20 protein-coding genes are annotated in these 21,958 nt (G+C 70.1%); 10 read left to right on the top strand and 10 right to left on the bottom strand.

Going from position 1 to position 21,958, the window contains the following annotated elements; all coding sequences use genetic code 11:
* Positions 1-68 precede the first annotated feature (68 nt).
* The 9 genes from V6V89_RS09795 to V6V89_RS09835 all read left to right on the top strand — a co-directional run bounded on the left by V6V89_RS09795 (position 69) and on the right by V6V89_RS09835 (position 10,374).
* Complete coding sequence (locus tag V6V89_RS09795; RefSeq protein ID WP_334618695.1) at positions 69-2,561, top strand: DEAD/DEAH box helicase; 2,493 nt, start codon at positions 69-71, stop codon at positions 2,559-2,561.
* A 15-nt stretch (positions 2,562-2,576) separates the two neighbouring features.
* Positions 2,577-2,738: a hypothetical protein gene (locus tag V6V89_RS09800; protein WP_334618696.1), complete on the top strand. Its 162-nt coding sequence runs from the start codon at positions 2,577-2,579 to the stop codon at positions 2,736-2,738.
* Positions 2,739-3,684: 946 nt separating this feature from the next.
* Entirely contained in the window at positions 3,685-4,230 is a 546-nt protein-coding gene (locus V6V89_RS09805) for a hypothetical protein (RefSeq protein ID WP_334618697.1), read from the top strand.
* Between the two features lie 507 nt (positions 4,231-4,737).
* The gene (locus V6V89_RS09810) at positions 4,738-5,460 is read left to right on the top strand and encodes a tryptophan 2,3-dioxygenase family protein (protein WP_334618698.1); all 723 of its coding nucleotides are present in this window, start codon (positions 4,738-4,740) and stop codon (positions 5,458-5,460) included.
* Entirely contained in the window at positions 5,454-6,614 is a 1,161-nt protein-coding gene (locus tag V6V89_RS09815; protein ID WP_334618699.1) for an aminotransferase class V-fold PLP-dependent enzyme, read from the top strand. Before V6V89_RS09810 ends, V6V89_RS09815 begins: the two co-directional genes overlap by 7 nt.
* On the top strand, positions 6,602-7,870 hold the full coding sequence (locus V6V89_RS09820; protein ID WP_334618700.1) for a hypothetical protein: 1,269 nt from the start codon (positions 6,602-6,604) through the stop codon (positions 7,868-7,870). Before V6V89_RS09815 ends, V6V89_RS09820 begins: the two co-directional genes overlap by 13 nt.
* A gap of 13 nt (positions 7,871-7,883) precedes the next feature.
* Positions 7,884-9,437 (top strand): MFS transporter, encoded by a 1,554-nt coding sequence (locus tag V6V89_RS09825; RefSeq protein ID WP_334618817.1) that lies wholly within the window; start codon positions 7,884-7,886, stop codon positions 9,435-9,437.
* A gap of 51 nt (positions 9,438-9,488) precedes the next feature.
* Positions 9,489-10,010 carry a hypothetical protein gene (locus V6V89_RS09830; RefSeq protein WP_334618701.1) on the top strand — a complete coding sequence of 174 codons (522 nt, stop codon included), beginning with the start codon at positions 9,489-9,491 and terminating at the stop codon, positions 10,008-10,010.
* Positions 10,011-10,146: 136 nt separating this feature from the next.
* Entirely contained in the window at positions 10,147-10,374 is a 228-nt protein-coding gene (locus V6V89_RS09835) for a hypothetical protein (protein ID WP_334618702.1), read from the top strand.
* A 157-nt stretch (positions 10,375-10,531) separates the two neighbouring features.
* On the opposite strand, the gene V6V89_RS09840 is transcribed toward V6V89_RS09835, so the two are convergent.
* Genes V6V89_RS09840 through V6V89_RS09850 form a run of 3 tightly spaced genes read right to left on the bottom strand, consistent with a single transcriptional unit; the run spans position 10,532 to position 13,625 of the window.
* A complete protein-coding gene (locus V6V89_RS09840; protein WP_334618703.1) occupies positions 10,532-12,112 on the bottom strand; it encodes a hypothetical protein in 1,581 nt (526 codons plus the stop codon).
* The gene (locus tag V6V89_RS09845) at positions 12,109-12,519 is read right to left on the bottom strand and encodes a hypothetical protein (RefSeq protein WP_334618704.1); all 411 of its coding nucleotides are present in this window, start codon (positions 12,517-12,519) and stop codon (positions 12,109-12,111) included. The genes V6V89_RS09840 and V6V89_RS09845 overlap by 4 nt, the downstream gene beginning before the upstream one ends.
* A complete protein-coding gene (locus V6V89_RS09850; RefSeq protein ID WP_334618705.1) occupies positions 12,516-13,625 on the bottom strand; it encodes a toprim domain-containing protein in 1,110 nt (369 codons plus the stop codon). Before V6V89_RS09850 ends, V6V89_RS09845 begins: the two co-directional genes overlap by 4 nt.
* Positions 13,626-14,301: 676 nt before the next feature.
* Here V6V89_RS09850 and V6V89_RS09855 point away from each other — a divergent pair.
* The gene (locus V6V89_RS09855; protein ID WP_334618706.1) at positions 14,302-15,402 is read left to right on the top strand and encodes an alpha/beta hydrolase; all 1,101 of its coding nucleotides are present in this window, start codon (positions 14,302-14,304) and stop codon (positions 15,400-15,402) included.
* Positions 15,403-15,550: 148 nt separating this feature from the next.
* Here the strand turns inward: V6V89_RS09855 and V6V89_RS09860 are convergent, their stop codons facing one another.
* The 7 genes from V6V89_RS09860 to V6V89_RS09890 form a co-directional block, all read right to left on the bottom strand.
* Positions 15,551-15,880 carry a hypothetical protein gene (locus tag V6V89_RS09860; RefSeq protein ID WP_334618707.1) on the bottom strand — a complete coding sequence of 110 codons (330 nt, stop codon included), beginning with the start codon at positions 15,878-15,880 and terminating at the stop codon, positions 15,551-15,553.
* Between the two features lie 4 nt (positions 15,881-15,884).
* On the bottom strand, positions 15,885-17,528 hold the full coding sequence (locus V6V89_RS09865; protein WP_334618708.1) for a hypothetical protein: 1,644 nt from the start codon (positions 17,526-17,528) through the stop codon (positions 15,885-15,887).
* A gap of 15 nt (positions 17,529-17,543) precedes the next feature.
* Positions 17,544-19,004: a relaxase/mobilization nuclease domain-containing protein gene (locus tag V6V89_RS09870; protein WP_334618709.1), complete on the bottom strand. Its 1,461-nt coding sequence runs from the start codon at positions 19,002-19,004 to the stop codon at positions 17,544-17,546.
* Complete coding sequence (locus tag V6V89_RS09875) at positions 19,001-19,459, bottom strand: hypothetical protein (protein ID WP_334618710.1); 459 nt, start codon at positions 19,457-19,459, stop codon at positions 19,001-19,003. Before V6V89_RS09875 ends, V6V89_RS09870 begins: the two co-directional genes overlap by 4 nt.
* Positions 19,460-19,959: 500 nt before the next feature.
* On the bottom strand, positions 19,960-20,802 hold the full coding sequence (locus V6V89_RS09880; protein ID WP_334618711.1) for an alpha/beta fold hydrolase: 843 nt from the start codon (positions 20,800-20,802) through the stop codon (positions 19,960-19,962).
* 367 nt (positions 20,803-21,169) lie between these two features.
* Positions 21,170-21,334 (bottom strand): hypothetical protein, encoded by a 165-nt coding sequence (locus V6V89_RS09885; protein WP_334618712.1) that lies wholly within the window; start codon positions 21,332-21,334, stop codon positions 21,170-21,172.
* Positions 21,335-21,592: 258 nt separating this feature from the next.
* Positions 21,593-21,955, bottom strand: coding sequence for a hypothetical protein (locus V6V89_RS09890; RefSeq protein ID WP_334618713.1), 363 nt, complete (start codon positions 21,953-21,955; stop codon positions 21,593-21,595).
* Positions 21,956-21,958: the final 3 nt, after the last annotated feature.

The raw sequence follows: 21,958 nt of genomic DNA on the forward strand, positions 1-21,958 counted from the left end.
CCTCCAGCGCGGCCTGGCTGCGGCCTCCAACCGCAGGAGCCGTTGGCGGATCGGGTGGAGGGACTTACATGCTGCGCGATAGCCGCGGCCGACCTGAACGAAGCGGCCAGGGCCCGGCGGTGGCGCTGTGGCCGCATCAGCGCCAAGCGATACGCGCGATCCTCTCGGGTGCACGGGACGGCGAGCGGAGCACGTTGGTCTCGGCGTGCGGTACGGGTAAGACGTTGACTGCCGCCGAGGTGTCCCGCCGGATAGCGCCCACAGCCCCTGTGTCGTACTTCGTTCCGACGGTCGAGCTGTTGGCCCAGACCGTACGGGAGTGGATCGCCTACCTAGGCCGATCTGCTGGTCGGGTGATCGCGGTGTGCGAGGGGCGCGAGGTGCGTCACGCCGGCTGGGGTGCGGCTGATGGCTTGGCTGCCTTGGGTGTGCTGGTCACCACGGACGCCGCGCGGCTGGCGGCCGAGCTGGTCGACGACCGGGTGACCGTTTTCGCCACCTACGCCAGCCTGCCCGTTATCCAAGAAGCTCACGCGCGGCACAATGCCCGGGCCTGGGAGCTGGTGGTGGTGGACGAGGCGCACCGCACGGCCGGTAGGGAGGGGAAGGCGTGGGCCGCGGTGCACGACGACTCGGCGGTCGCGGCGCGGCGCCGGCTGTACATGACTGCCACGCCCCGGATCGTCACCGGCAAAGGTCCGACCATCAGCATGGATGACGAGAAGGTCTTCGGGCCGGTGGTGCACCGGCTCACCTTCGCCAAGGCCATCCAGTTGGGTTTGTTGGCCGACTATCGCCTCGTGGCCGCGATCGTGACGGATGCGGAGCTGGCGGCCCTTACCGAGCGAGAGGTATTGACGCTCGATGGCCGGCCGGTTCCGGCACGGATGCTGGCCGCGCAGATCGCTCTGGCCCGGGCGGTCGGCGATTACGACCTGCGTCGGTTGATCACCTACCACTCGCGGATCGCTGCTGCCACGCGGTTCGCTGCCACCCTGCCGAATGCGCTTTCCCTGCTGCCGAGTTCGGAGCGGGGAGACCGACCGGTGGCGGCGTGGGCGGTCAGTGGTCGCTCCACCGGCCAACATCGCAGGCTGGTGCTGGATAGCCTGCGCGCACCTGGCGAGCGCACGGTCGTGGCGGCCAATGCCAAGGTCTTCGGCGAGGGGATCGATGTACCGGCCCTGGATGCGGTGATGTTCGGCGACGCCAAGCAGTCCACTGTGGATGTGGTGCAGGCGGTGGGCCGGACGTTGCGCAAGGGCGACGACCCGGCGAAGGTCGCCACCGTCCTCGTGCCGGTCCTGACTACTGAAGAAGACCTGGCCGCTGAACGGTTCGATAGGGCTTGGGACGGGGTCTGGCAGGTGGTGCGCGCCTTGCGTGCACACGACGAGCGGCTCGATACACACGTGGAGAGTGCCCGAGCGTCCCGCAGCGGATCTACTGGGGCGGGCAAGGCCCGTGAGCTGCCCTGGCTGGTGGCCACCGGTCGGCAGGTGCCGGCCGGCTTCGCCGGCCGGGTCCGGCTACAGGCGGCGCAGTTGTTCGCCACCGCGTGGCAGGACAGCTACGAGGTCGCGGCGCGCTTCTACGCCGAACACGGCCACTTGATCCCACCCAACACCGACGAGCACTACCGGTTGTGGAAGTGGCTGATCAAGCAGCGGTGGTCGCGCCGGCATGGCCTGCTCTCCAAAGAGCAGATTGAGATGCTGGACAAGATCGGCATGATTTGGGACACCGCGGAAGCGACCTGGCAGCGGCAACTCGCCGAGCTGCGAGACTGGTACGCGGAACACCGCAGCCTGCCACCGCCGGGAACGCCGGGCGAGCGCTGGGTGCGCCACCAACGGCAGCTGTACAGCGACGGCGACCTGCTGCGCCATCGTGCGGCTGCTCTGCAGGCCGTGGGCATTGACCTGGATCCATTTCGCACGGCTTGGGAGCGTTTCGTCGCGGCCGCCGAACAGTACCGCCTGGACCATGGTGACTTGCTCGTGCCCACGAAATGGCGCACCCCTGACGGCTACGGGCTTGGTGAGGCGGTCGGTCGGGTCCGGCAGCAGTACCGGAAGGGACGTCTACCGGCCGACCGGGTGAGGACCGCCGAACGGCTTGGCATGGTGTGGAACCCGTATGAGGAGCGTCGGCAGAGAGGGCTCGCCGAGGCCCGTGCGTACCACGCCGAGCACGGGCACCTTCGCGTCCCCGTCGAGTACATCGCACCGAGCGGATTCAAGTTCGGCACATGGCTGTCTACCCGACGCCAGGAATACCGGCAGGGATGCCGGGACGAAAGCTGGGTCGCCGTGTTGAACGCCCTCGACCCCCAATGGGCCAGCTACACCCGACACGGCGAACGGGCTCCAACTCATGAACCCACACCGCCGCCACCACCGCGACCACCCGCCGCGCCCGCGGTGGTGTTCCTCCCGCAACAGCAAGTTGATCAACCGGGGAAAGTGGGCGCGAACAGCAAGGCGAGAGTGATGCCGGCGGCATCAGGCAGTGGCGGAGTGCTACCAGCGATCAACCCGTTTTCCGTCGAAACCGAATAGGGAAGGGGCCCCGTGATGGACATCAATGACATGTTCGACGTCGCGGCGTCAGTCGGCGGTGGCCGCCGCCCGGCGCCAGCTCATTGGCGTCCCAGAAGAGCAGTGGCCGGTGCCGGGCGCTCGGCGGAGGCCACCGCGCACATCGAGACCCGCTCGGCGGCCTGGATGGCCGCGTGAACTGACACAAGACTCATTGATCATTTCGGGAGAGGACCGCCACTGTGCAGCCAGACAACGACAATTGGCACAACTCGCGCAGCTGGGAGGACGAGATACTCGGACTGGAGATTGGCGTCACCCTCGTGGAGGGCCACACCATGCCAGCCGTATGGGTACGCTCCGTAACGGGCTTGACACGCGGTGTGGCTCTTTGTGGCACGTTCGAAGGCGCGGACCTATTGATCGACACCTTCCGGCGCATGCTGCAGGGACCGAACCGGACGCCGCAGCAGGTCGCAGAGGTGCTTGTAGGCCACAGCGCCGACGGACAATGCGAGCCCTGCGGCGAAGCCGCTGCCGCGATCGAAGGTGGCGCAAGTCCAATCGACGTGACCGGCATGCGATGTGGTTGGGCGCAGCAGCGGCACGCTGCCTTGGACGCGCTGCTGGCCGCGGAGTCCCCTGGCCGCTAGTTGCCACAAACAGTCATGAGGCGAGTCTCGTGGCGTTCGGCGTCACACGACGGCGATACCGCATCACAGTCGTGTGACGCCGCGAGCTAGTCCCCTGTAGGTCCCGGCTCGGCGAGGTTGGTGATCAGATGCTTGGGCATCTGCTGGGCCTCGGCGGCGCTGGGAGGAGTTGGTCCGTGCCACAGCCGGGGAGTGCTCGCAGGCGCCATCGGTGTTGACCTGCCACGGGCGGCTGCAGTGCGCGCAGACCTTCAGGTGCGAGGTACTGGTTGATGAACACGCCGATGGCACTGCGGGACACCAGGACGCTCCGTCTTTGCCTACCATCCCTGACTGTCGGTACAACGCACGTTTCGCGATGATGGGGGGACGCGAAACAGTTGTAGGCCGTTTTGCGGGTGGTGCCAGTACCCCACTTACCGGCCTATCGCGCACAGTTATGATCAAATACACTCGTTTGCGGCGCCGGACGGGGTGGTGAGGGGTTGTCGATGGGCGAGCCAGCAGCAGATCGTCCGGCTGGTGCGAGCACCTTGGCCGAGCGACTGGAGTGGTTGTTCGACAAGATCCGCCCGTCGCCGGATGAGCTTGGCCCCAAGGATGAGGCGGGCCGTCCGTACCTGAACTATGAGATCGCAGACAAGATCAACGCGGGTAACCCGTGGGATGTGACGATCACTCCGCAGTACGTTGGCGAGCTTCGCCGTGGGGTGCGGGGTGCGACCGATCCTCGGGTGTCCCATGCCAAGGCGGTGGCGTGGGCCTTCGGCGTGGACCCCAGCTACCTGATCGATGATCGGGTCACGGAGCAGGTTCAGCGGGATATCAAGCTGCTCCTTGACTTGCGCAGCATGGGTGTTCATGAGGTCGCGCTCCGAACCGTGCTGGTTGACTCAGGTCTGGGAGAGGACTCGGTCGAGCTCGTTCAGAGCCTGGTCCGGAAGTTGCTGGATGCTGGCGGTAACGAGCCGGGCCGGCCGGTTGGCGAGGCAGATCCCAGTCGCCGTGGGACACGGCGGACTCGCGACAAGAGGTAGCTCTTCTCGGTCCCGGCGGGAGGCGGGCTGCGCGTTTCGCCGCCGCCGGGTTGGTGATGCTGGCCGGTGCGTGGCTTCGCCATGATGGCGGCCCCGGGGTGTCGGTCTTCCGTCGAGGAATTCAGATCTCGTCCAGCGTGGCGGCCTCAGGAACGAGTTCGGGCCGGGGTCTGCGCGCGGGCGTTTGATCGGTCGGCCGGTTGAACTGCGTTGAGGCTGGCTAGCGGCACGGCAGTTTGACGGCGCGCGACGGACCGGCCGGGGGTAATCAACAGGCGTTGCGCCGTACCCCATGTTCACGAAACACCTGTTGACAGGACGGTCGGCGGGCGTATCCTCAGATCGCACAACACACGTTGCGCAGAATGCCGGAGCCGAGAAACATACGGCGCGCACATGCCGGGCTGGGTGTGCCCATGACAACCCTTCCAAAGGCACCCCCACCCGGCGTTCCGCGCCGCACTGCGGCCGCCGGCCCGCTGCGCCGGATGTGGCGGACGGGGGACCATGACGGCCGACTATTCCGTTCCGGTGCTGCCTGGCGCGGGCGGCTCGGACTACGAGCGGTACATGCGCACCGAGAATCTGCTGAGCCTGCAACCTGGCCCAGATCGATGGGTGCACCGCGACGAGATGCTGTTCACGGTTGTTCATCAGGCGACCGAGCTGTGGCTGCGGCTGGCCTGTCACGAGGGTTGGGAGGCGGTACGCCAGCTGCGCGCCGGGCAACTCGAGCCGGCGGTGCGTCTTTTGGGCCGCGCCGCGCTAGCGATCCAGCTCATCACGGCGGATCTGGAAATGCTGCGACAGCTGGCGCCGAAAGACTTCGCCGTCATCCGCCCGGCGCTGGGGCACGGATCCGGCGGCGAGTCACCCGGATGGCGCGGGGTGCGCCGGGTGAGCCGGTCCCTGGCGCACGCGTGGACGCAACTGCTCCCCGGCCACGGTCTCGACCTGGTCGACCTGTATCGGGGTGATCCGACCGCGCCCCTGTACCGGCTCGCGGAAGCGCTCATCGGCTGGGACGAGCGGATCGCGGTGTGGCGGATGCAGCACTACCTGATCGCGTCGCGGACGATCGGCGCCGGCGCCGTCGGCACCAAGGGGACGCCGGTGAACGTGCTGGCACGCCTGGTGGAGCAGCGCTTCTTTCCCGAGCTGTGGCAGGTCCGCGACGCCCTCACCGCCGTCCACCCAGTGGCCGCACAAAACGGTGGGCCGTCATGCTGACCGCACCGGCCCCCGCGTTCGACGCGACGGCGTTCCGCCGCCAGTTTCCCGACCTGGCCCATACCGTGTTCCTGGCCAGCTGCTCCGTCGGCGCCCGCTCGTCACGGTTGGACGAGGCGTTGTCGGCCATGCTGTCCGTGCTGAACGCGAGGTCGCCGTGGGAGATCTTCGAGGGGGAGATCTCGACGGTGCGGCGGGCGATCGGGCGGCTGTTCAACGCCAGCCCAACCCAGATCGCCCTCCTGCCCAACGCCTCGACGGCCGCCTACCAGGTCGCCTCGGGCATGCAGTGGTGGCGCCGCCGGCAGCTGGTCGCGCCGGTGACCGAGTTTCCAGGTATCGCGCACGTCTGGTTGTCCGCGCAGCGGCTCGGCGCCGACGTGGTCTGGGTCGGTGACGACAACGGCAACGTGGAGGCCAAGGACTACCTGGCCGTCCTCGGGGAGGCGACCGGCCTGGTATCGATACCGCTGATCAGCATGCGGGACGGGGTGCGGTTGCCGGTCGCGGAGATCGCCGCCGCGGTGCACGCGGCCGGCGGCGAGGTCTTCGTCGACGCGTACCAGGCGGCCGGCGTGGAGCCTGTCAACGTCGATGACTTGCAGTGTGACTTCCTGGTTGCCGGGTTCGCCAAGTATCTGGTCGGTCTGCCCGGCCTGGCCAGCGTCTACATCAGATCTCCCGACGAGCTGGGCCCACCGACGTTGACCGGTTGGCTCGGCCGCGTCGACCCGTTCGCGTTCGACCCGTTCACGCTCGACCATCCCGACGAGGCGCGGCGCGTCGAGACCGGCACCATGGCCGTTCCCTCGGTCTACGCCGCGGGCGCGGGAGTGGCGCTGATCTCCGATTTGGACCTGGCGGCGGTGCGGACCCATGTGGCCGGCCTCGTCGACTACGCCACCGACATGCTCACCGCACAGGGGGAGAAGGTCCGGGTGCCGGCGAACCGAACGGCGCGGGGCGCGCACGTCGCCCTCGTCGAGCCGGCGGCCGCAGCCATGGCCCGCTGGCTGGCCAACCACCGGGTCATCGTGGCCCCTCGAGGTGACGTGGTCCGGCTGGCCTTTCACGCCTACAACACCCCCGCGGACGTGGAGGCCGCCTGCGCCACCATCACCGCCTACCGGAAGGCGACCGCATGGACGAGTTGACCACCTGGATGCGCGACCGGAGCCCTGCGAGGTTTCCGTTCGAGGCGGTCCACGAGGCGTTTCAGCGGGCCGGCAAGCACTTCGTTGCCAAGCGGCTGCTCGTCGTGCTCGATCAGGCTCGCCGCGAGTTGGGCCCATCGCCCGACACGCCGGCGGGCCGGCGGCTGCACGGCTACCTGGACTGCCTGCTGGACAAGCACGACGGCCGCTACGACTACCGGACCTATCTCGCGCTGGCGATGCTGCCCCTACCGGTGCCCCTCGACGCGGCGTGCACACCCGCCACGGCACTGCGCGCACACGACCGGTTAAGCGTCAACCTGCTCGCGGACCTGCTGCGCTTCGAGGTGGCCGCCGCGGCCGGAACGACGGATCTGCTGCCGCGGCGGCGCCCGGACCGCAAGACAACCAGCAAGCGGCTGCGTCTGGCCCTGCGGGCCGTGAAGCCGGCGGCGCGGCGCACGGGGATGGCGACGTCGGTGAACGCGTCCGACCTGACCGAGGCCGCCCGCCAACTGTGGACGGTGGCCAACGCCAGCATGCTGGTCGACGAACGGTTCGCCGTACGCCTGTCCATGCTGCCTGTCGCGACCGTGCACGACGAGTACCTGTTCCTGCGGGTTCTACAGCTGTGGGAGAACCGGTTCGCGCTGTTGGCCACCCACCTGCGAGCTGTCGCGGACGCCTGGCGCGGCGGCGACCCGCATGCCGCCGCCGGGCAGCTGACCTCGGCCGCCGCCAGCCTGGAGGAGGCCGCCCCGCTGTTCAGCCTCCTGGCCACGATGCAGGTCGACGCGTTCCGCGAGTTCCGTACCTGGACCGAGGGCGCCAGCGCCATCCAAAGCCGCTCGTACAAACTCGTCGAGGCCCTCTGCCGACGCCCGGACCCCGACCGCCTCGATTCGCCGGCATACCGGTCCGTGCCTGACCTACGCGACGCGGTCCTGACCGGTATCCCGTCGATCAGCGACGTCTACCGGCAGGCGTGCGAGCAGGGCCGCCTCGACCCTCGCTCGCGTGGGCAGTTCGAGCGGGCGATGCGGCGGTTCGCCGCCGCGTTGGTGCACTGGCGACAAACGCATCATCGACTGGCGGTCCGCATGCTCGGCGACCGGCCCGGTACCGGCTACACCGAGGGTGTGCCGTACCTGCGACAGGTACGGCGTATCCGCGTCTTCGACTCTGGCTCGGCGCCCAACCTGGCCGACATCGTCAACCAGCCGGGCGCGGCGTCGCACCTGCCGGCGGTCCGGTGACGGCGTGACCAGCATGACGAGCGCCAGCCCTGCCGCGGTGAACCCCGGCCACACAGGAGCGCTTTTCATCGGTGTGCGGCTGGGCTTGCTGTACGGGCCGGCCATCTGGGGCGCCAGTGCCGCTGGGGTCGCTCTGCCCGTACTGACCGCCGACCTCGCCGTCGCCTCTACCGCCGGCGGGTGGGTGTTGACAGCGCATGGGATGGGGCTGGGTATCGGCACGGCGCTGTTCGGGCGGATCTCCGACTCTTGGGGGGCCCGTCGCACCCTGCTCGCCGGCGCCTTGGCCCTCGGCGCAGGGGCGGTGTTGTGCCTCGCCGCGCCGACGCTGCCGGTCCTGGTGATGGGTCGGCTGCTGCTGGGGGCGGGGTCCGGTGCGATGACCTGCGGTGCGTTGAGCCTCGCGGTGTCCGGCGTGATCGCCCAGCGGGCTCAGGTGTTCGCGGTGTTGGGCACCGTCATGTCGGTGTTCTCGGCCAGCGCCACGCTGGTTGGCGGTCTGGTGACCGCGGCCACCTCATGGCGGGTGACCTGCGCGCTACCCGGACTGTCGATGCTGGCTGTGCCGTTGTGCCTTCCGGTGACCGCGTCCCGGCCCCGCGCGCATCGACAGGTCGACGCCCTCGGCGCCGCGTTACTGGCCACAGCGGTGGCCGCTGTGCTCGTGCTGATCCAGGCCAGATCCCTCGCGCTGCCAGCGCCGGCCGTGACGGTGGCCGTGCTGCTGCTGGTGTGCGCGACCGCGATGCTGGCGCGGCGTTCACGCCGCCCCGACGGGTTCGTGCCACGCCGGTTGGTCACGAATCCGACGCTGCGCGCGGGTGCGGCAGCGGGCGCCGGCATCTATGGCGGGCTGTTCGCCACCATGTACGTGGTCCCTCACCTGCTGGCCCAAACCTACGGCTGGGGCGTCGAGGCGGTGGGGGCGGTGCTGTTACCCGGCGCGGTGGTCGGCGCGGTCGTGGCCCGTCTGGTGGGGCGCCGCGAAAAGTCCGACCACGGCCTGCGGCTGCTGGCTGCGTGCGCCGCTGCCTGCGCGGTCTGTCTTGGTTCAGCGGCGTTCCTGCCTGCCGGCGCGCTGGTGTTGGTCGCCGGGGCGGCGCTGTCTTTCGCGGCGGTGGCGGCCGCGCAGGTGGCGTTGACGGCCCGGGTGTCGGCCGCGATCGCGGCAGCTGACCGCGGCGCCGGGATCGGCCTGCTCACGATGGCGTTCTTCGTCGGCGGGGCGATCGGTTCGGCCGCCGCCAGCGCGTTGTCCAGCCCACTGGGCCCGTACGGCTCCCTCGCCGTGGTGGCCGTGTCGCCGCTGCTCGCCGCCCTCATCGTGCGGGCCATGCCACCGGGCCCGAAACAACCGTCGGCACCCGCCGCCGCCGCGTCCAGCACGACGGGCGCCGATACGCCGCCGCTATCGGTGGGCACGTGGCCTCCCGCCTCTACGGACCCGCCGCCGCCCCGGCACCGCAAGCTCGTGGCGCTCGCCGGCTTGGTCGCCGTCGCCTCGGCGGCGTTGCTGGGGCTGCTCGCGCTGGCCGCGCTCGCCGTTCTGGGCGGCCTCGATGTTTGACGTGCGCCGGTCCCGACTGGGCCCGGGCCCGCACCAAAGAGAAGGAGGAAAATGGAGCTCCATCGCAACAGGAACGACCAGAAGCTGAGCCTGGTCGGGATCGGCTACGGCATCCTGGCACCCCTCGTGGGTACCGGCCTCGTCCTGCTGCTGGGTGGACCCCTGGTGGCGTTCGCGGCGGTGTTCTTGTGGGTGACCGGGGTGTTCTTCCTACTACTCGGGTTGCTGTTCCTGGTACTGAGCCTGCGCCCGTTCCGCATTCGCCTCGATGAGGCGGGCCTGCACGTCCGCGCGGACGGCCAAGTCTTCGAGGGTCCCTGGTCCGACGTCGAAGCGATCAGCATCGAGGCAACCCCGCCGGCCGGTGACCCGCCGATGTCACGGGACGTGCTCGTGCTGTGGGTCGCCGATGGGGTCCGCATGCGGCACCGACCGACGTTCCCGCCCGCCGGCCCGGGCCCCAAGGGGCACGTCCTGGTGGAGCTGGAAAACCTTCGGCTGAGCCGGGAGGAGGTGGCATCGATCCTCATTCGGTACGCGGGCCCCAAGTTCCGGACGCTGGTCCAGGCGTGACCTGAACGCGCTGCGGGCAACTGCCCGCAGCCCGGCGCCCGGGATGCCCCGACCGTGATCAGAAAGAAGCCATCAAAACGCCAGCAGTGCGGCGGGCCGCGGTGGCGGCCACGCACCGCAGAGAAAGGGGAGGGACATGAGATCGCATCGCGAAAGGGGCGTTGCGGCAGCACGGGCGGCGCTGGTGATTGCCGCGTTGGCGTCCCCGCTGAGGGTCGCCGACGGCACCGACATGCAGCGGTCGGAGGCGGCCCTGACGTCTGTTTCCGTGGCGTCGGGTCAGCAGCGGCCCACGCCGGCAACGCTGATCGTTGCCAAGCCGATGGACTGCATCGTCGTCGCGGTCGCGCGCGACGTCTGCTGAGGGCCGGGCGGTGGAGGGCTACGGCGCTCACGCCTAGACCAGGGTGTCCCCGAGGCCTGACCCAGACCGGGTCTTGGGGGCACCCTCTTTGCGTGCCCATCGCGAGCTTCGCCGGGAGCGACACCGACGCCGTAAGCGTCGGGCTGCCGGCGCCTGCTCAGCGGCCCTTGCGCGGTGGTTCGCTCAGGGGTGTCTGGTACCTGGCAAGCCGCGCGGCCTCGACCGGCCGGTCCGCACGCCCGGGCCCGGCCCGCACCGTCCGAGCGTCCGTCGGGCTGGGGAAGCCTGCGGCCGCCAGCTGCCAAGGGGACTGGGGCACCGATCGGGCCATCCGCTCGGCTGTGGCCGCCTCCTTCAAGCCCGGGGGCCTGGCGACGCCGGCGAGCACGGCGAGCGGGTTATTCCCCTTGCCCAACCGCCTCAGCATTCCCCGAAGGTAGCCGTACTGCGGGTGGGTCTCCTCAGCGCGCACCCACTGCGGGAATTGAATCAGCATCCGGCCGGTCTGACGCAGGTCACCGACGCGCAACAGGTTGCCGCTGCGCTGTGCGTGCTGCAGGCCGGTACGCATCAGCGCCGCAACGTCGGGCAACCGGGCGGCGATCTGGCCCACCGTCCGCCGCCACGCCGCTCGCTGCCGCTCGCTGCCGGCCCACTCCGAAGCCGGTCGCCAGCCCCCGTCGCTGCGCAGTTGCCCGTGCAGCCAGCCAGCCACCGCACCCAGCGCCACGGTAAGTGTGCTGTGGTCGTCTCTTGCCCGCACATTGCTGCGCAGTGTGGCGGCGGCCATGGTCGCCGCACGCCAGTCCTTGCCGACCTTGAGCGTGACCTCGACGAGTTGGCCTCCGTCCACATCGGTGGTATGTCCGAGCACGTGACCGATGTGGTGGGTCATCACCAGCGCGGCTCGGCTGGCGGCGGCGACCTGCCCGGCAGTGATCCGGTCCCCGTGACGCAGCAGCCACGCCCGGGCGGCGTCCATGGCGGCGATCGCTTCCCGCCCGGACCGCACGCTCGCCCACCGGGCCGGATCATCCGTCAGCGGTACCGGTTCCAGCGCGCGTACGGGCGCCCGGTCACCGGCGCCACCCAAAGCGACGCGGTACGCGTGAACTCCCAGCGCCGTATCCGGGGTGTGGCGGATGTCCGCGTTGACCGCCAGCAGCAGCGGCCGCCACACGCCAGCGTCCTCGCCCGGCTCCAGCCAGCGACTAAGCCGCAACCGGACGTCCAGGTCGACCACCGCGCCCACGAGCCGGGCGGTCAACGCGATGTTGTCGTCTTTGCCGTGCCCGGCCGACAGTGCCACACCTTCCAGGGTGGGCGGTCGCTGCCGGGCGCCGCCGAAGTGCGCGGAGATCAACTCGTTCGCGGCGTGTACCGCGTCAGCGGCGTCGGTCAGCGCCCGGCCGACCGGCCCGCTCGCCGGCACCTCAGGCAGCCGGTGCGGCATCGCCGCCGCCGCGCGCACGGTCGCCTCCCGCAGCTCCGAGGCCATCATGCTCAATTGCGGTGGATCGGGAAGCCGAAACGCGGCCACGTCTCGCACCCGCGGGATGGGACCAGGCAGCATGCCCCGCAGCAAGGCTGCCTGCTGCCCCAACCCCTGGTACAGCCGAACCCGCGCCACCGCCACCGCGGCCTGCTCCTGCGGCCCGATCGGTGGCTGCCGGCGGCTCAGCGCCAACGCGCGAGCCAGGCCCGCGGCCGCGTCTTCAAGACGGTCACCCACGTTCATGACAGCTCCGCGGCGGCGTCGTCGAGCCGTCGCGCGACGGCCGCCCAGACCAGCCGACGCCAACCCGAACCGGCCTCGCCGGCGGCAGCCGACGCGTACAGGTCCGCCAGCCACCGCGCCAAGCCGGCGGCCTCCTCACGCAGTTCGTCGGCGTCGGACCCGGCGGGGTCCACCTCCTGCGTCAGAACCGCCGGGTCGTCCAGGTCGGCCTCCAGCTCGGCCACCGCGTCGGCGAGGTAGGCGCCGAACATGTCCCAACCGGCGGCCTGCCCCGGCGGGCAGCTATCCGCCACGGCCGCAGTTCGTTCGGCCAGCAACAGCGCCTGACGCGCGAGCATCCCGTCCGGGGCAAAGTCACCGGCGAGGTCTCGCTTCGCATCCTTGAGCAAGCTGATGTAGGAACTCATGTCAGCCACTGAACCGGCTCCTTCGCCTCTGACACAACGTTCCGCGCGTCGCCTGTGGACGGCCGGCTCGGTTGTGGATAACCCGCCCGCGTCGCCTGCTCGTGCGTCCCGGGCGGTGAGGTCAGCGCATCGCACACCGCACCCGTCACCGTCGAATGCATCAGGTCCAGGCGGCCGGCCAGGTGTACCACCAGCCGGACCATGTCCTCGGCGAGCCCGGTCGCCACGACCACCGGCGCGACACGACGCAGCAGCGCGAACCTGGTCTCCAGGTCCACTGACGCGACGTCGCCGTAGCCGGCATCGTCCAGTACCGCGTCAACGACGGCGTCCAGCAGGGGCCGACTCTGGTCCAGCAGCGCGCGCCGCAGCGCCTGCACACCACCGCCGCGCAGCACAGCGGCGGGGTCCCCGCCCGGTGGCAGCGCCGCAGCGCGGGCAGCGGCCGTCCATCCGCGATGCGGCCGCAGCAGCCGCCACACTCTGGCGGTCGCCCGCCGCCCCGCAGCGTCCGCGTCCAGCGCGGTGACCATGCCCTCGTCCAGATGGGCCGCCGCGGACAGCGCCGCAAGGTGCGCGGCGGTGAACGCGGTACCGCACGCCGCGACGCCGGCCAGTTCGCCGCGGCCCTCGTCGGCGAGCCCTACGGCCAGCACATCGAGGGGACCTTCCACGATCACCGGTCGAGCGCCGCCGGCGAGAATTCGCCGCTGTTCCGCAAGTCCGTACAGCAGTTCGCTTTTGGTGTAGGCGGCGGTGGCTGGGGTGTTGATGTACTTCGGCCCTCGACTCGCGTGCGGCGGGCACGCGCGGGCAAGGAACCCCACTGGTTCGCCGGCCACGTCCCGGACCGGGAACATGATCCGGCCGCGAAACCGGTCTACATGCCGCCCGCCGCGGGTACGGCGTGCCAGCCCAGCCGCCACGACATCAGCGGGGGTGAACCCGCGCCTGCCCAGGTAGGCCACCACGCCACGGCCTTCCCGCGGCGCGTATCCAAGTGACCAGCCTCGCGGCAGCGCTCCGAGCCGGTGCCGCACGTACGTCTCCGCGGGCCCACCTGGTACCAGTTGTGCGCGGTAGAACAGCAGTGCGGATCGGTTCACGGCGGTGATTCGCGCGCGGTCGGCGTTCGGTGAGCGTGAACCTCGGTCAGCCACTGCGACTCAACCTCCTACGCCTCTCTTGACGGTCGCGGCACCCGAGTCGGCGGACGCCTGAGCCTCCCGTCTCTTCGCAGTTGGGCGAGGCGGCCAACACACTGTCGGGCGCCAGAAGTCCCTCGGTGTCGCGGCCGAACCGCCACCCGCACCTGCGGGCGCAGCCCGTCCCGCGCCGTCGTGCCGGCGGGTGCGGGCGTGGCCTCAACCGGGCAGCCGGACACGGCGCGCAACAGGCGTTGCGTGATCGATCCTATCCGCGAAACACCTGTTGACAGGCCCCCACCTGACGTATCCTCGCTGTGCGCAACACATGTTGCGCGAAATTATAGATCAACACAACAAACAGCGAGCCGCCCTGGTGTCGACCACGGCCTCGGCCCGGCCCTCACCCGCCCGTTCCCGGGCGCGCGCTCCGAGTCCTCGAGATCCCCCGACGGGCACCGAAGACACCGGTCCACACGGCCCACCAACCCGACCGGTGACGGGCTCGCGACAGCCAAGCCGGACGCCATGGCCGTCGCGCAAGAAGACGACGGCCCTGGACATGGGCCACCAAACCGCCAATGCGCGACACACCACCGAACAGCTACCGACCGGCACCGACCAGAAAGGATCAGGAATGAGACGAAGCCTCCTCATTCTGGCCATATCAATCATCCTCGCCAGCCTCGCCACACCTTTAGCGCCAATCGCCGCCCAGACCGACAAAACAGCGAGGCCAAGCTGCGTCCGCACCCCCATCGCAGTCTCGCTGTCCCCAACCGCCCCCACGACCTCCCACGTTGTCGGCTGGCTATGCCGACCAACAAGAAACGTCCGCGGTGACGCAATCCAGCTACTCGTCTCCGGCGCCACCTACGACCACCATTACTGGGACATGCCCGTCGACGTCGACCGGGACCGCTACTCCTACGTACACAGGACTACGCGCGCAGGGTTCACTGTGCTGACGATCGACCGGCTCGGCGTCGGCGAAAGCGACCGCCCTCCAGCCGACCAACTCACTGTGCCCGTTCACGCGTGGGTGGTCCACCAGATCGTCCAGGACCTGCGAAACGGAAAGATCGGCGGCACGAAGTTCAGGACGATAATCGGGGTCGGCCACTCACTCGGTTCCAGCATCCTGGTATGCGCGGCCGGATCACCCTCACCGGACACGGCCGCCACCGCCTGCCCCGGATACGGCGACCTGGATGCCATCATCCTGACCGGCTGGCTTCACCAGCCCAACGCCGCTAGCCAGGCCGCCTCCCGGGCAAGCATGCACCCAGCCGCCGACGACCCGATCCTGCGCTTCCGACATCAGCCCTCGGGCTACATGACCACACGCCCAGGGACACGAATTCGCAACTACTACAATCCCGCATACGCGGACAGGCGCACCGTGGCCACCGACGAAAGACTCAAACAAACGGTAACAACGGGAGAACTGGCCACCATTAACCTACCCCGGGACCCCATCTACTCCCGTGCGATCCGCGTTCCGGTGCTCATTGTCGTGGGAGCAATGGACACGCTCGTCTGCGACGGAAACACGCTCCCCTGTTTCAGCTCCGCCGCAGTGTCCAAACGCGAAAGCCCGCACTTCAGCGACCAAGCACAGCTGCGAATCATGGTGGTCCCGAAAGCCGGGCACAACACCGCCCTCCATCCAAACGCCCCGCACTGGTCCCAGCAAACGAACAGGTGGGCGGCAAGCCTCCGGCACACACACCGTTGACCCAAGCGACCACGCCGTGCCCGCTGCGGCGCACCGAGCCGGTGCGGTCCCCTCCACGAGCGCCCCCGGTACCAACCGGGGGCCGGAGAAACACCAGCGACCGGCTCGCCGTCGTGCCGTCCCGGTTCAGCGCATCGCCCCTGCACCGCTAGCCATCTGCCGCACGGTCACCCGTCGGCGCCGCTGCGCTACGCGGGCCCACGCCGAACGGCACCGGAAACCCTTCCCGAGCCAGTGCCGTCGCCGTCCGGCGCTGCTGACCGATCACCGTGCACGGCGGGCAGGCGTACTGCTGGTGCCGCGCCTCGAAACTCCACCCAAACGTCGCACCCACAACCAGCTCATGGAAGTCGGCGTAGCTGGCGCCCGGCCGAACGCCCAGTTCCTCCACGAAGTGGCAGTCCTCGGCGTACTCGGCGTCGCACGTGACCACACCCTCGGGCCGGTCGGGGTCTTCCCGGTAAACGTTCAGCGACACTCCATCACCGTCCTGGAGCCGGTCCAGGAGCCGGCGGTGTCGGGCCCGCCGTCGACGGCGACGCCGCCTGCGTCGACGCGTCGGACGCGCGAGTCTGCCGAGCGTTCGCCACCTCCGTCTCGGCGGTCTGCGGGAACCCCTCACCAGCCAGATCCGCTGCGTTACGCGGCAAGCGTGTCGCGTCGCCGCCGTCCTGGCCCGCCAAGCCGTCGCTGCCAGCCCCGTTTTCACCGGCGACGATCTCGCCCAGAATCACATTCCGTGCCTGCCCTGCCTGCTCCTGCCACTGGCGGCCACGAGGACCGCTCGCGACGATCGCGGCCAGGTGCTGGTCGAGCTCCCGCAACCGGTTCTCGACGTGCTGCCGGCCAGATCGCCCCGATGGCATCGGTTCCGCGACCGGCGGTACCGGCACGTCGCCGAGCCTAGTCGCGGCCGCCACGTTCGGCAGTTCGCCAGGACTCAGCGGCGCCCGGCCCGGCTCCATCAGCGGCACCGACCGCAGCATCGCGTCGCCCGGCTCATGGCCCAGACCACGCAGGCTGTCGTACACCGTCATCGCCGCCGGCTCACTGCCCCGCAGCGCGGTCTCGACCCGCTCTCGCGCCGCGACAGCCCGCCGGTCACCCGGGTACGCGGCGGCCGCGGCCCACGTCTCGCCCAGCTGCCGCACATCCGCTCGTTGCAGCCAATCGTCGTCGAAAGCCCTGCTGAACACCGAGGACGCCGCCTGCCGCTGAGCCTCGTTGAACCGGCCCGCCGGATCGACGTCGGCGCCCGGCCCGCTCGGCGGCGTCTGGGTCTCCAACCGCACCCAACGGCCCATCGCCCGCTCGTACGCCCAACCCACCGACGTACTGCGCCCTCCGCTACGCAGCACGCCCTCGATGTGGTCGATGTTTCGGCGCACCCCGGCCCGCACCTCGGCGATCCGAGCCGCCGCGGCCTCGTCGCCCGGTGACGCCGCCGCCACGCTGGACAGGTAGACGTCCACATTGCGCAGATGCGCCAACATCTCCTCTGTAGCTGCAGGGCGCGGCACGTCAGCCGAGCTGCCCACCCGTACGAGCTCACCACCGGCGGCCGGTCCGCCGTCCACCGCGCCAGCACGGTGACCAGCCGGCCGGGCTTCTTGCCCCTCCGAAGGTTCCGGACCTCCCGGATCCATCAACCGGACCGCCTTGAACATGGCCTCGCCCGGCGTGATCCCATCCGCCCGCAGCTGGTCGTACCGGGCCATCGCCTCCGGGTGCAGGACCCGCAGCCGAATCTCGACCCGCGTCATCGCCTCGGCCGCCCGCGGATCGTCGCGGTACGCGGCCGCCGCTACCCACGTCTCCCCAAGCGTCCGAAGGTCCGCCCGCAGCAGAAAGTCGTTGTCGAACGCGCGACCGTAGACCCCACCGGCCGCCCGCCGCTGCGCCTGATTGAACCGGCGGATCACTTCCTCGTCGGCGGCGGCCTGCTCGGCCGCGCGGGTCGCCTGCTCCGCCGCGCGGGCGTCCCGCTCCGCCCGCTCCTGTAGCCGCACATACCGCCACCGCGCCACCGCCTCGGCAAACGACGCGGCCACCGTCAGGTTGTTCAGTTGCCGGCGCAAGGCCTCCCCGATCGGGTCAGGGAACCGCTGCTCCACTACGTCACTCATCGAACTCGCATCTCCTTATCGTGACGGTCCACCCTTCCGGGGTGGTCGGGACGGAGGGCGCCGCGACGGCGCCGGGGCTGGTGTAGCAGTCGCTGCTGCGCTCACCCGGCGTCCCGTGTAGACGCCCACCTGCGCCCGCAGCTCCGCCGCCGCCCCGGCCGCCTCCGCGGCCTGCGCAATCCGCCGCTGGGCACGCCGCATCATCGCAACCGTGTCGGCCAGCGACGCCATCCGCGAGATCAGCTCAGCGACCTGCAGGGTGTCGTCGTCCGGGTGGATCCGCCGCACGGCGGCCAGCAACCGGGCCACCGAACGCATCTGCTCGGCCCGCCCGTGCGAGCGCGGCACCCGCCCGTAGCGCTCCCGCGCGGCGTGGTCAAACCGGTCCGCCGCACGCGTCAGCGGTCCGCCACGTGACCCCTCGACGACCCGCGCAGCGACCGTGACCGCGTCGGCTGAGGCATACGCGGCCGCGGCGGCGGCCGCCGGGTTTTCGGCAGCCAACCTTCGCATCTCCTGCTCGGCCTGCGCCGTCTCGCGCGCCGCCTCCCGCAGCACGCGCTGGCGTTCCACAGGCCGCATCCGCTTCGCAGCCGCACGTGGCGGGTCCGCATCGCCGGGCTGGCTCCACCGCTGCCGCAGCTTGGGCAAAGTCAGGTCAGCGGCGAGCCGACCACCGCCGTACCAGACCGGCTGCCCATCGGAGGTCCGCACGCCGGGCAGGGTCACCGCGTAGCCGGTCACCTCGTCGGCGTTGACGGTGCTCTGCCGCAGCTTCACCCGCACGCCGGCCGCGTCCAGCCGAGCGAAGAAGTCGCTCTCGCTGATCGCGGCCGCCGCCGCCACCCGCACCTCCCGGCGCAACTTGTCCCGCACGGTTTCGTGCCGGCCGGTGCGCCGCGCCTTCTCCAGCTCCGCCCGGTGCGGCCGCCGCGCTGCGGTCATGTCCGCCGGCGCCGTCGAACGCAACCGGTACCGACGCTCGAACAGCTCGCACGTCTCGCGCACCCGGAAGAAGTCGTTGTTACGGCGAACTGGGTTGCCGTCCTGCCGCGCCAGGGTGGCCACGATGTGGATGTGGTCGTCGGCGTGCCGCACCGCGATCCACCGCACCCCGGCCTCCGCGGCATCCCGCTGGGACAGGCCGATGTTGTGCATGATCTCCGTCGCCAGCTCGCCCCACTCGACGTCGCTGAGCACCCGGTCCTCCGGAGCGGCGCGGACCGCGACGTGGTAGACCGGATCCGGCGTCCGCGACCACTGCTCATCCTGCTTGATCGGCGCCTCCAACAGGCCGACGAGTTGCCGGAAATCCCGCTGGCCACGGGGGGTTACCGTCGGCTCCAGGCTCGCCGTCTCACCGGACCACGACGCCACGATGTGCGGATTGTGGTGCTCCTCTGCCTTCCCCGGGCCGTACAAGTAGCGCACCAGCCCGGCGACCTTCTGCCCACGCGGCAGTACCCGCCCGATCACGGCAGCTTCCTCTGCATGGCCACGACCACCTGGTCCAGGCGGGCGACCGCCCGGGCGCACAGCTCCGACACGCGCAACAGCTCCGGCGGCGCGTCCCCGGTCGCGTTGAGCGCCGCCACTGCCTGGTTGACATTCACCCCGAACCGGCCCACCAACGTACGAGCCTGGTTCAGTTCTGCCAGCAAATCCCGGACCGGCGACGGCACCGGCGGCGCAGACTCCCGCGCCACCGCCAACGCGGAGGCGGCCACGAAACTCGTCGGCCGAAGCCCCGCTCGCGCCGCCGCGGCGGCCACATCTGCGTACTCGCCCGCGTCGTACCGCAACGAGACCGTCTTGCCGCCCGGACTGCTAGCCCGGCCCTCGCCGGGGGAGTGGTGACGGCGGTGGCGCAGCCTGCGGGCCGGCGCTGACCCATCGGCCTGCTCGTCCTGTCCCTGCTCCTCGCGCGCCATCCGGCGGGCCTCCCGTGCACTTCAGTCCCGACCGCGCCCGGTCGGGACACGCATTCACCGCAGCTAAGGATGACATCCCTGGCTCCGCAGGGCCAGGGATTTGCTTAGCAAAGGTATATCTTGCTCCCTCACGCGGGCCGTCCGGTTTCCGAGCGGCCGGGGAGCGCGGGATCTTCAAGATCACCGAAGGTGTCCCGTCTCACGCAACTCGCTCCCTCACGCGGGCCGTCCGGTTTCCGAGCGGCCGGGGAGCGCGGGATCTTCAAGATCACCGAAGGTGTCCCGTCTCACGCAACTCGCTCCCTCACGCGGGCCGTCCGGTTTCCGAGCGGCCGGGGAGCGCGGGATCTTCAAGATCACCGAAGGTGTCCCGTCTCACGCAACTCGGCCTGTGTCTCACCGAACGTGGCCTGATCGTCGCCGGACAGACCAGACTCAGTGAGACGACCGCGATGTAGGCGTCCAATGCCCCATGCGCCGCCCTTGGGTCGCAGCGGTGGTCAGGAGGTGTGGCGCAGCAGGGCGTCCACGACGGCTGGCCATGTCACGCGCGGCACGCCCTGGCCGATGCCGGGCAGTGTGAGCAGCGTGGCGCCCGGGATCTCGGCGGCCAGCACGACCCCGTTCCGGTGTGGGAAGAACGGATCCTCGTCCCCGTGGATCACCAGGGTCGGCGCGGTGATCTCGCCGAGCCGCTCGCGCCACCGCGGCCGGCAGTTGATGGCCGCGAACATGCTGCCGAGGTGGCTCGCACGCTGCGCCTTCGCCGTGCGTGCCGCTCGGTCGAAGACCGATCCGGCAGCCGCCCGTACGTCCTGCTCGTCGAATCCCCGCGACCCGGACATCAGCCGCGCGGAACTGGTCATGTAGTCGACCACGCTGTTCCGATCGGTCCAGTCCGGCTCCGGACGCCCGAACAGCTTCCCCATCATCTGCGGCGCGTGGTCGGGCAAGTCGGGATCGACCGGACCGGGCGCGACCGGACGGGTGGAGACCAGCGTCAGCGACACGACCTGGTCGGGATGGTCGAGCGCGAGCAGTTGCGCGATGAAACCGCCGACGCCCATCCCGACCACGTGCGTACGCCCCAGATCCAGCGCCACCAACAACTCGGACGCGTCGGTCACCAGGTCGCGCAAGTCGTAGGTGGGGTTGTCCGGGTCGACGAACGTCGACTGGCCGGCGTCGCGCAGGTCGTAGCGCAACACATACCGCCCGGCCAGCGCGGCACACAGCTCGTCCGGCCAGCTCGACCTGGTGATGCCGACCAGTAGCACCGGCGGATCCGCCGGGTTCCCGAAGGTCTCCACACACAACTCGACACCGTTGACCTTGATCCGCATGTCCCGCTCCTTCTGAGTCATCAACTGAGACGAATCAGCACCCGGAAACTCATCGCGCTGCTCTGACACCGTCGGACGAACATCCGACCTGGGCCTGTCTCAACTCTCGTCCGGATATCGACAAGAGCCCCTATTGCTGACTCACGGGCCAGGTTCAGTGAGACGGTCGTGAGAGAACCGGACCGTCGGACCAGATTCGGTGAGACGCGGGAGTGATCACGTCTCACTCAATCTGTCCCGTCGCAGGTCACCGCGCCGGCCTCGGGCCAACTCGAATGAGACAGGACAGAAGGCGGTGGGCCGGCCGGGTTCTACGCGCAGATGCCCGCCGCCAGTGCGCGGCGGCGGGCATCTTCTGGGCGTCCGGCTACTCGATGTCGTAGTCGTACGGGTCCTGCGCGTCGTTACGGTCCGCGGCGTTCTGCGCCCGGTTGTCGAAGCCGCTGGCTGCGGTCGGTGAGTCCGGATCGCGGTCGGCGGCCGCGCTGATGCGGTCGGCGGACTCGTGGTCCATGGGTGTGGATCGGGCCATGACGGTTCCTCCGTCGGCTCGCGCCCCGGTTACGCCAGGGGCCACACGCACCCGGGCCGCCCTCGCGACCGGGGTAACCGATCCCCGGGGCTACGTCGGCGCCTGACCGCTCGGTGCGGGCTTGCCCACTGGTCACCGCGTGTGGGGTGTCCGGCGGGGATCAGCCGGAGGTGCTCGCCCCACGGTTCCCGGCTAAGGAATGCCGGTCCCTTCGATTAGGTCTACGGTACGACGTCCACAAACGATCGTTCTGTTCGGTCAGGGGCGGCTCTGGCGACGGGCAACGACTTCGGCGGAGCTGGTCTGAATGGCCAGCAACTCCCGGATGTTTCCAGCCCTGGGGCGGTCTGGGTTGTCGATGGCTTCCAGGGCGCGTACGTCGGCACGTTCAGGGGTCGCGGAGGTGCCGTCCTGTAGGACCAGCACGGCGACGGTGCGCGCGTCGCACCCGGTGTTGTCGCAGTACACCTCGATGCGGCCGGGGTCCGGGTGGTCGCCGAAGGACAGGATGGCGCTGGTGGCGCCGCAGAAGTAGCAGAGGAATCGGGTTCCGGGTGGCTGCTGGCGAACCCATGGCGTGGTGCCGGTTTCCCAGCCGCGGCGGTCGGTGGTGTTGGGCATCTC

This window comes from Micromonospora sp. CPCC 206061 (assembly GCF_036906915.1).
Lineage (GTDB): Bacteria > Actinomycetota > Actinomycetes > Mycobacteriales > Micromonosporaceae > Phytohabitans.

What these genes read in the sequence shown, in the direction of transcription:
- V6V89_RS09795 (WP_334618695.1), top strand. Translation starts at nt 69, where the DNA reads ATGCTGCGCGATAGCCGCGGCCGACCTGAACGAAGCGGCCAGGGCCCG.
- V6V89_RS09800 (WP_334618696.1), top strand. Translation starts at nt 2,577, where the DNA reads ATGGACATCAATGACATGTTCGACGTCGCGGCGTCAGTCGGCGGTGGC.
- V6V89_RS09805 (WP_334618697.1), top strand. Translation starts at nt 3,685, where the DNA reads ATGGGCGAGCCAGCAGCAGATCGTCCGGCTGGTGCGAGCACCTTGGCC.
- V6V89_RS09810 (WP_334618698.1), top strand. Translation starts at nt 4,738, where the DNA reads ATGACGGCCGACTATTCCGTTCCGGTGCTGCCTGGCGCGGGCGGCTCG.
- V6V89_RS09815 (WP_334618699.1), top strand. Translation starts at nt 5,454, where the DNA reads ATGCTGACCGCACCGGCCCCCGCGTTCGACGCGACGGCGTTCCGCCGC.
- V6V89_RS09820 (WP_334618700.1), top strand. Translation starts at nt 6,602, where the DNA reads ATGGACGAGTTGACCACCTGGATGCGCGACCGGAGCCCTGCGAGGTTT.
- V6V89_RS09825 (WP_334618817.1), top strand. Translation starts at nt 7,884, where the DNA reads ATGACGAGCGCCAGCCCTGCCGCGGTGAACCCCGGCCACACAGGAGCG.
- V6V89_RS09830 (WP_334618701.1), top strand. Translation starts at nt 9,489, where the DNA reads ATGGAGCTCCATCGCAACAGGAACGACCAGAAGCTGAGCCTGGTCGGG.
- V6V89_RS09835 (WP_334618702.1), top strand. Translation starts at nt 10,147, where the DNA reads ATGAGATCGCATCGCGAAAGGGGCGTTGCGGCAGCACGGGCGGCGCTG.
- V6V89_RS09840 (WP_334618703.1), bottom strand. Translation starts at nt 12,112, where the DNA reads ATGAACGTGGGTGACCGTCTTGAAGACGCGGCCGCGGGCCTGGCTCGC.
- V6V89_RS09845 (WP_334618704.1), bottom strand. Translation starts at nt 12,519, where the DNA reads ATGAGTTCCTACATCAGCTTGCTCAAGGATGCGAAGCGAGACCTCGCC.
- V6V89_RS09855 (WP_334618706.1), top strand. Translation starts at nt 14,302, where the DNA reads ATGAGACGAAGCCTCCTCATTCTGGCCATATCAATCATCCTCGCCAGC.
- V6V89_RS09865 (WP_334618708.1), bottom strand. Translation starts at nt 17,528, where the DNA reads ATGAGTGACGTAGTGGAGCAGCGGTTCCCTGACCCGATCGGGGAGGCC.
- V6V89_RS09875 (WP_334618710.1), bottom strand. Translation starts at nt 19,459, where the DNA reads ATGGCGCGCGAGGAGCAGGGACAGGACGAGCAGGCCGATGGGTCAGCG.
- V6V89_RS09880 (WP_334618711.1), bottom strand. Translation starts at nt 20,802, where the DNA reads ATGCGGATCAAGGTCAACGGTGTCGAGTTGTGTGTGGAGACCTTCGGG.
- V6V89_RS09885 (WP_334618712.1), bottom strand. Translation starts at nt 21,334, where the DNA reads ATGGCCCGATCCACACCCATGGACCACGAGTCCGCCGACCGCATCAGC.
- V6V89_RS09890 (WP_334618713.1), bottom strand. Translation starts at nt 21,955, where the DNA reads ATGCCCAACACCACCGACCGCCGCGGCTGGGAAACCGGCACCACGCCA.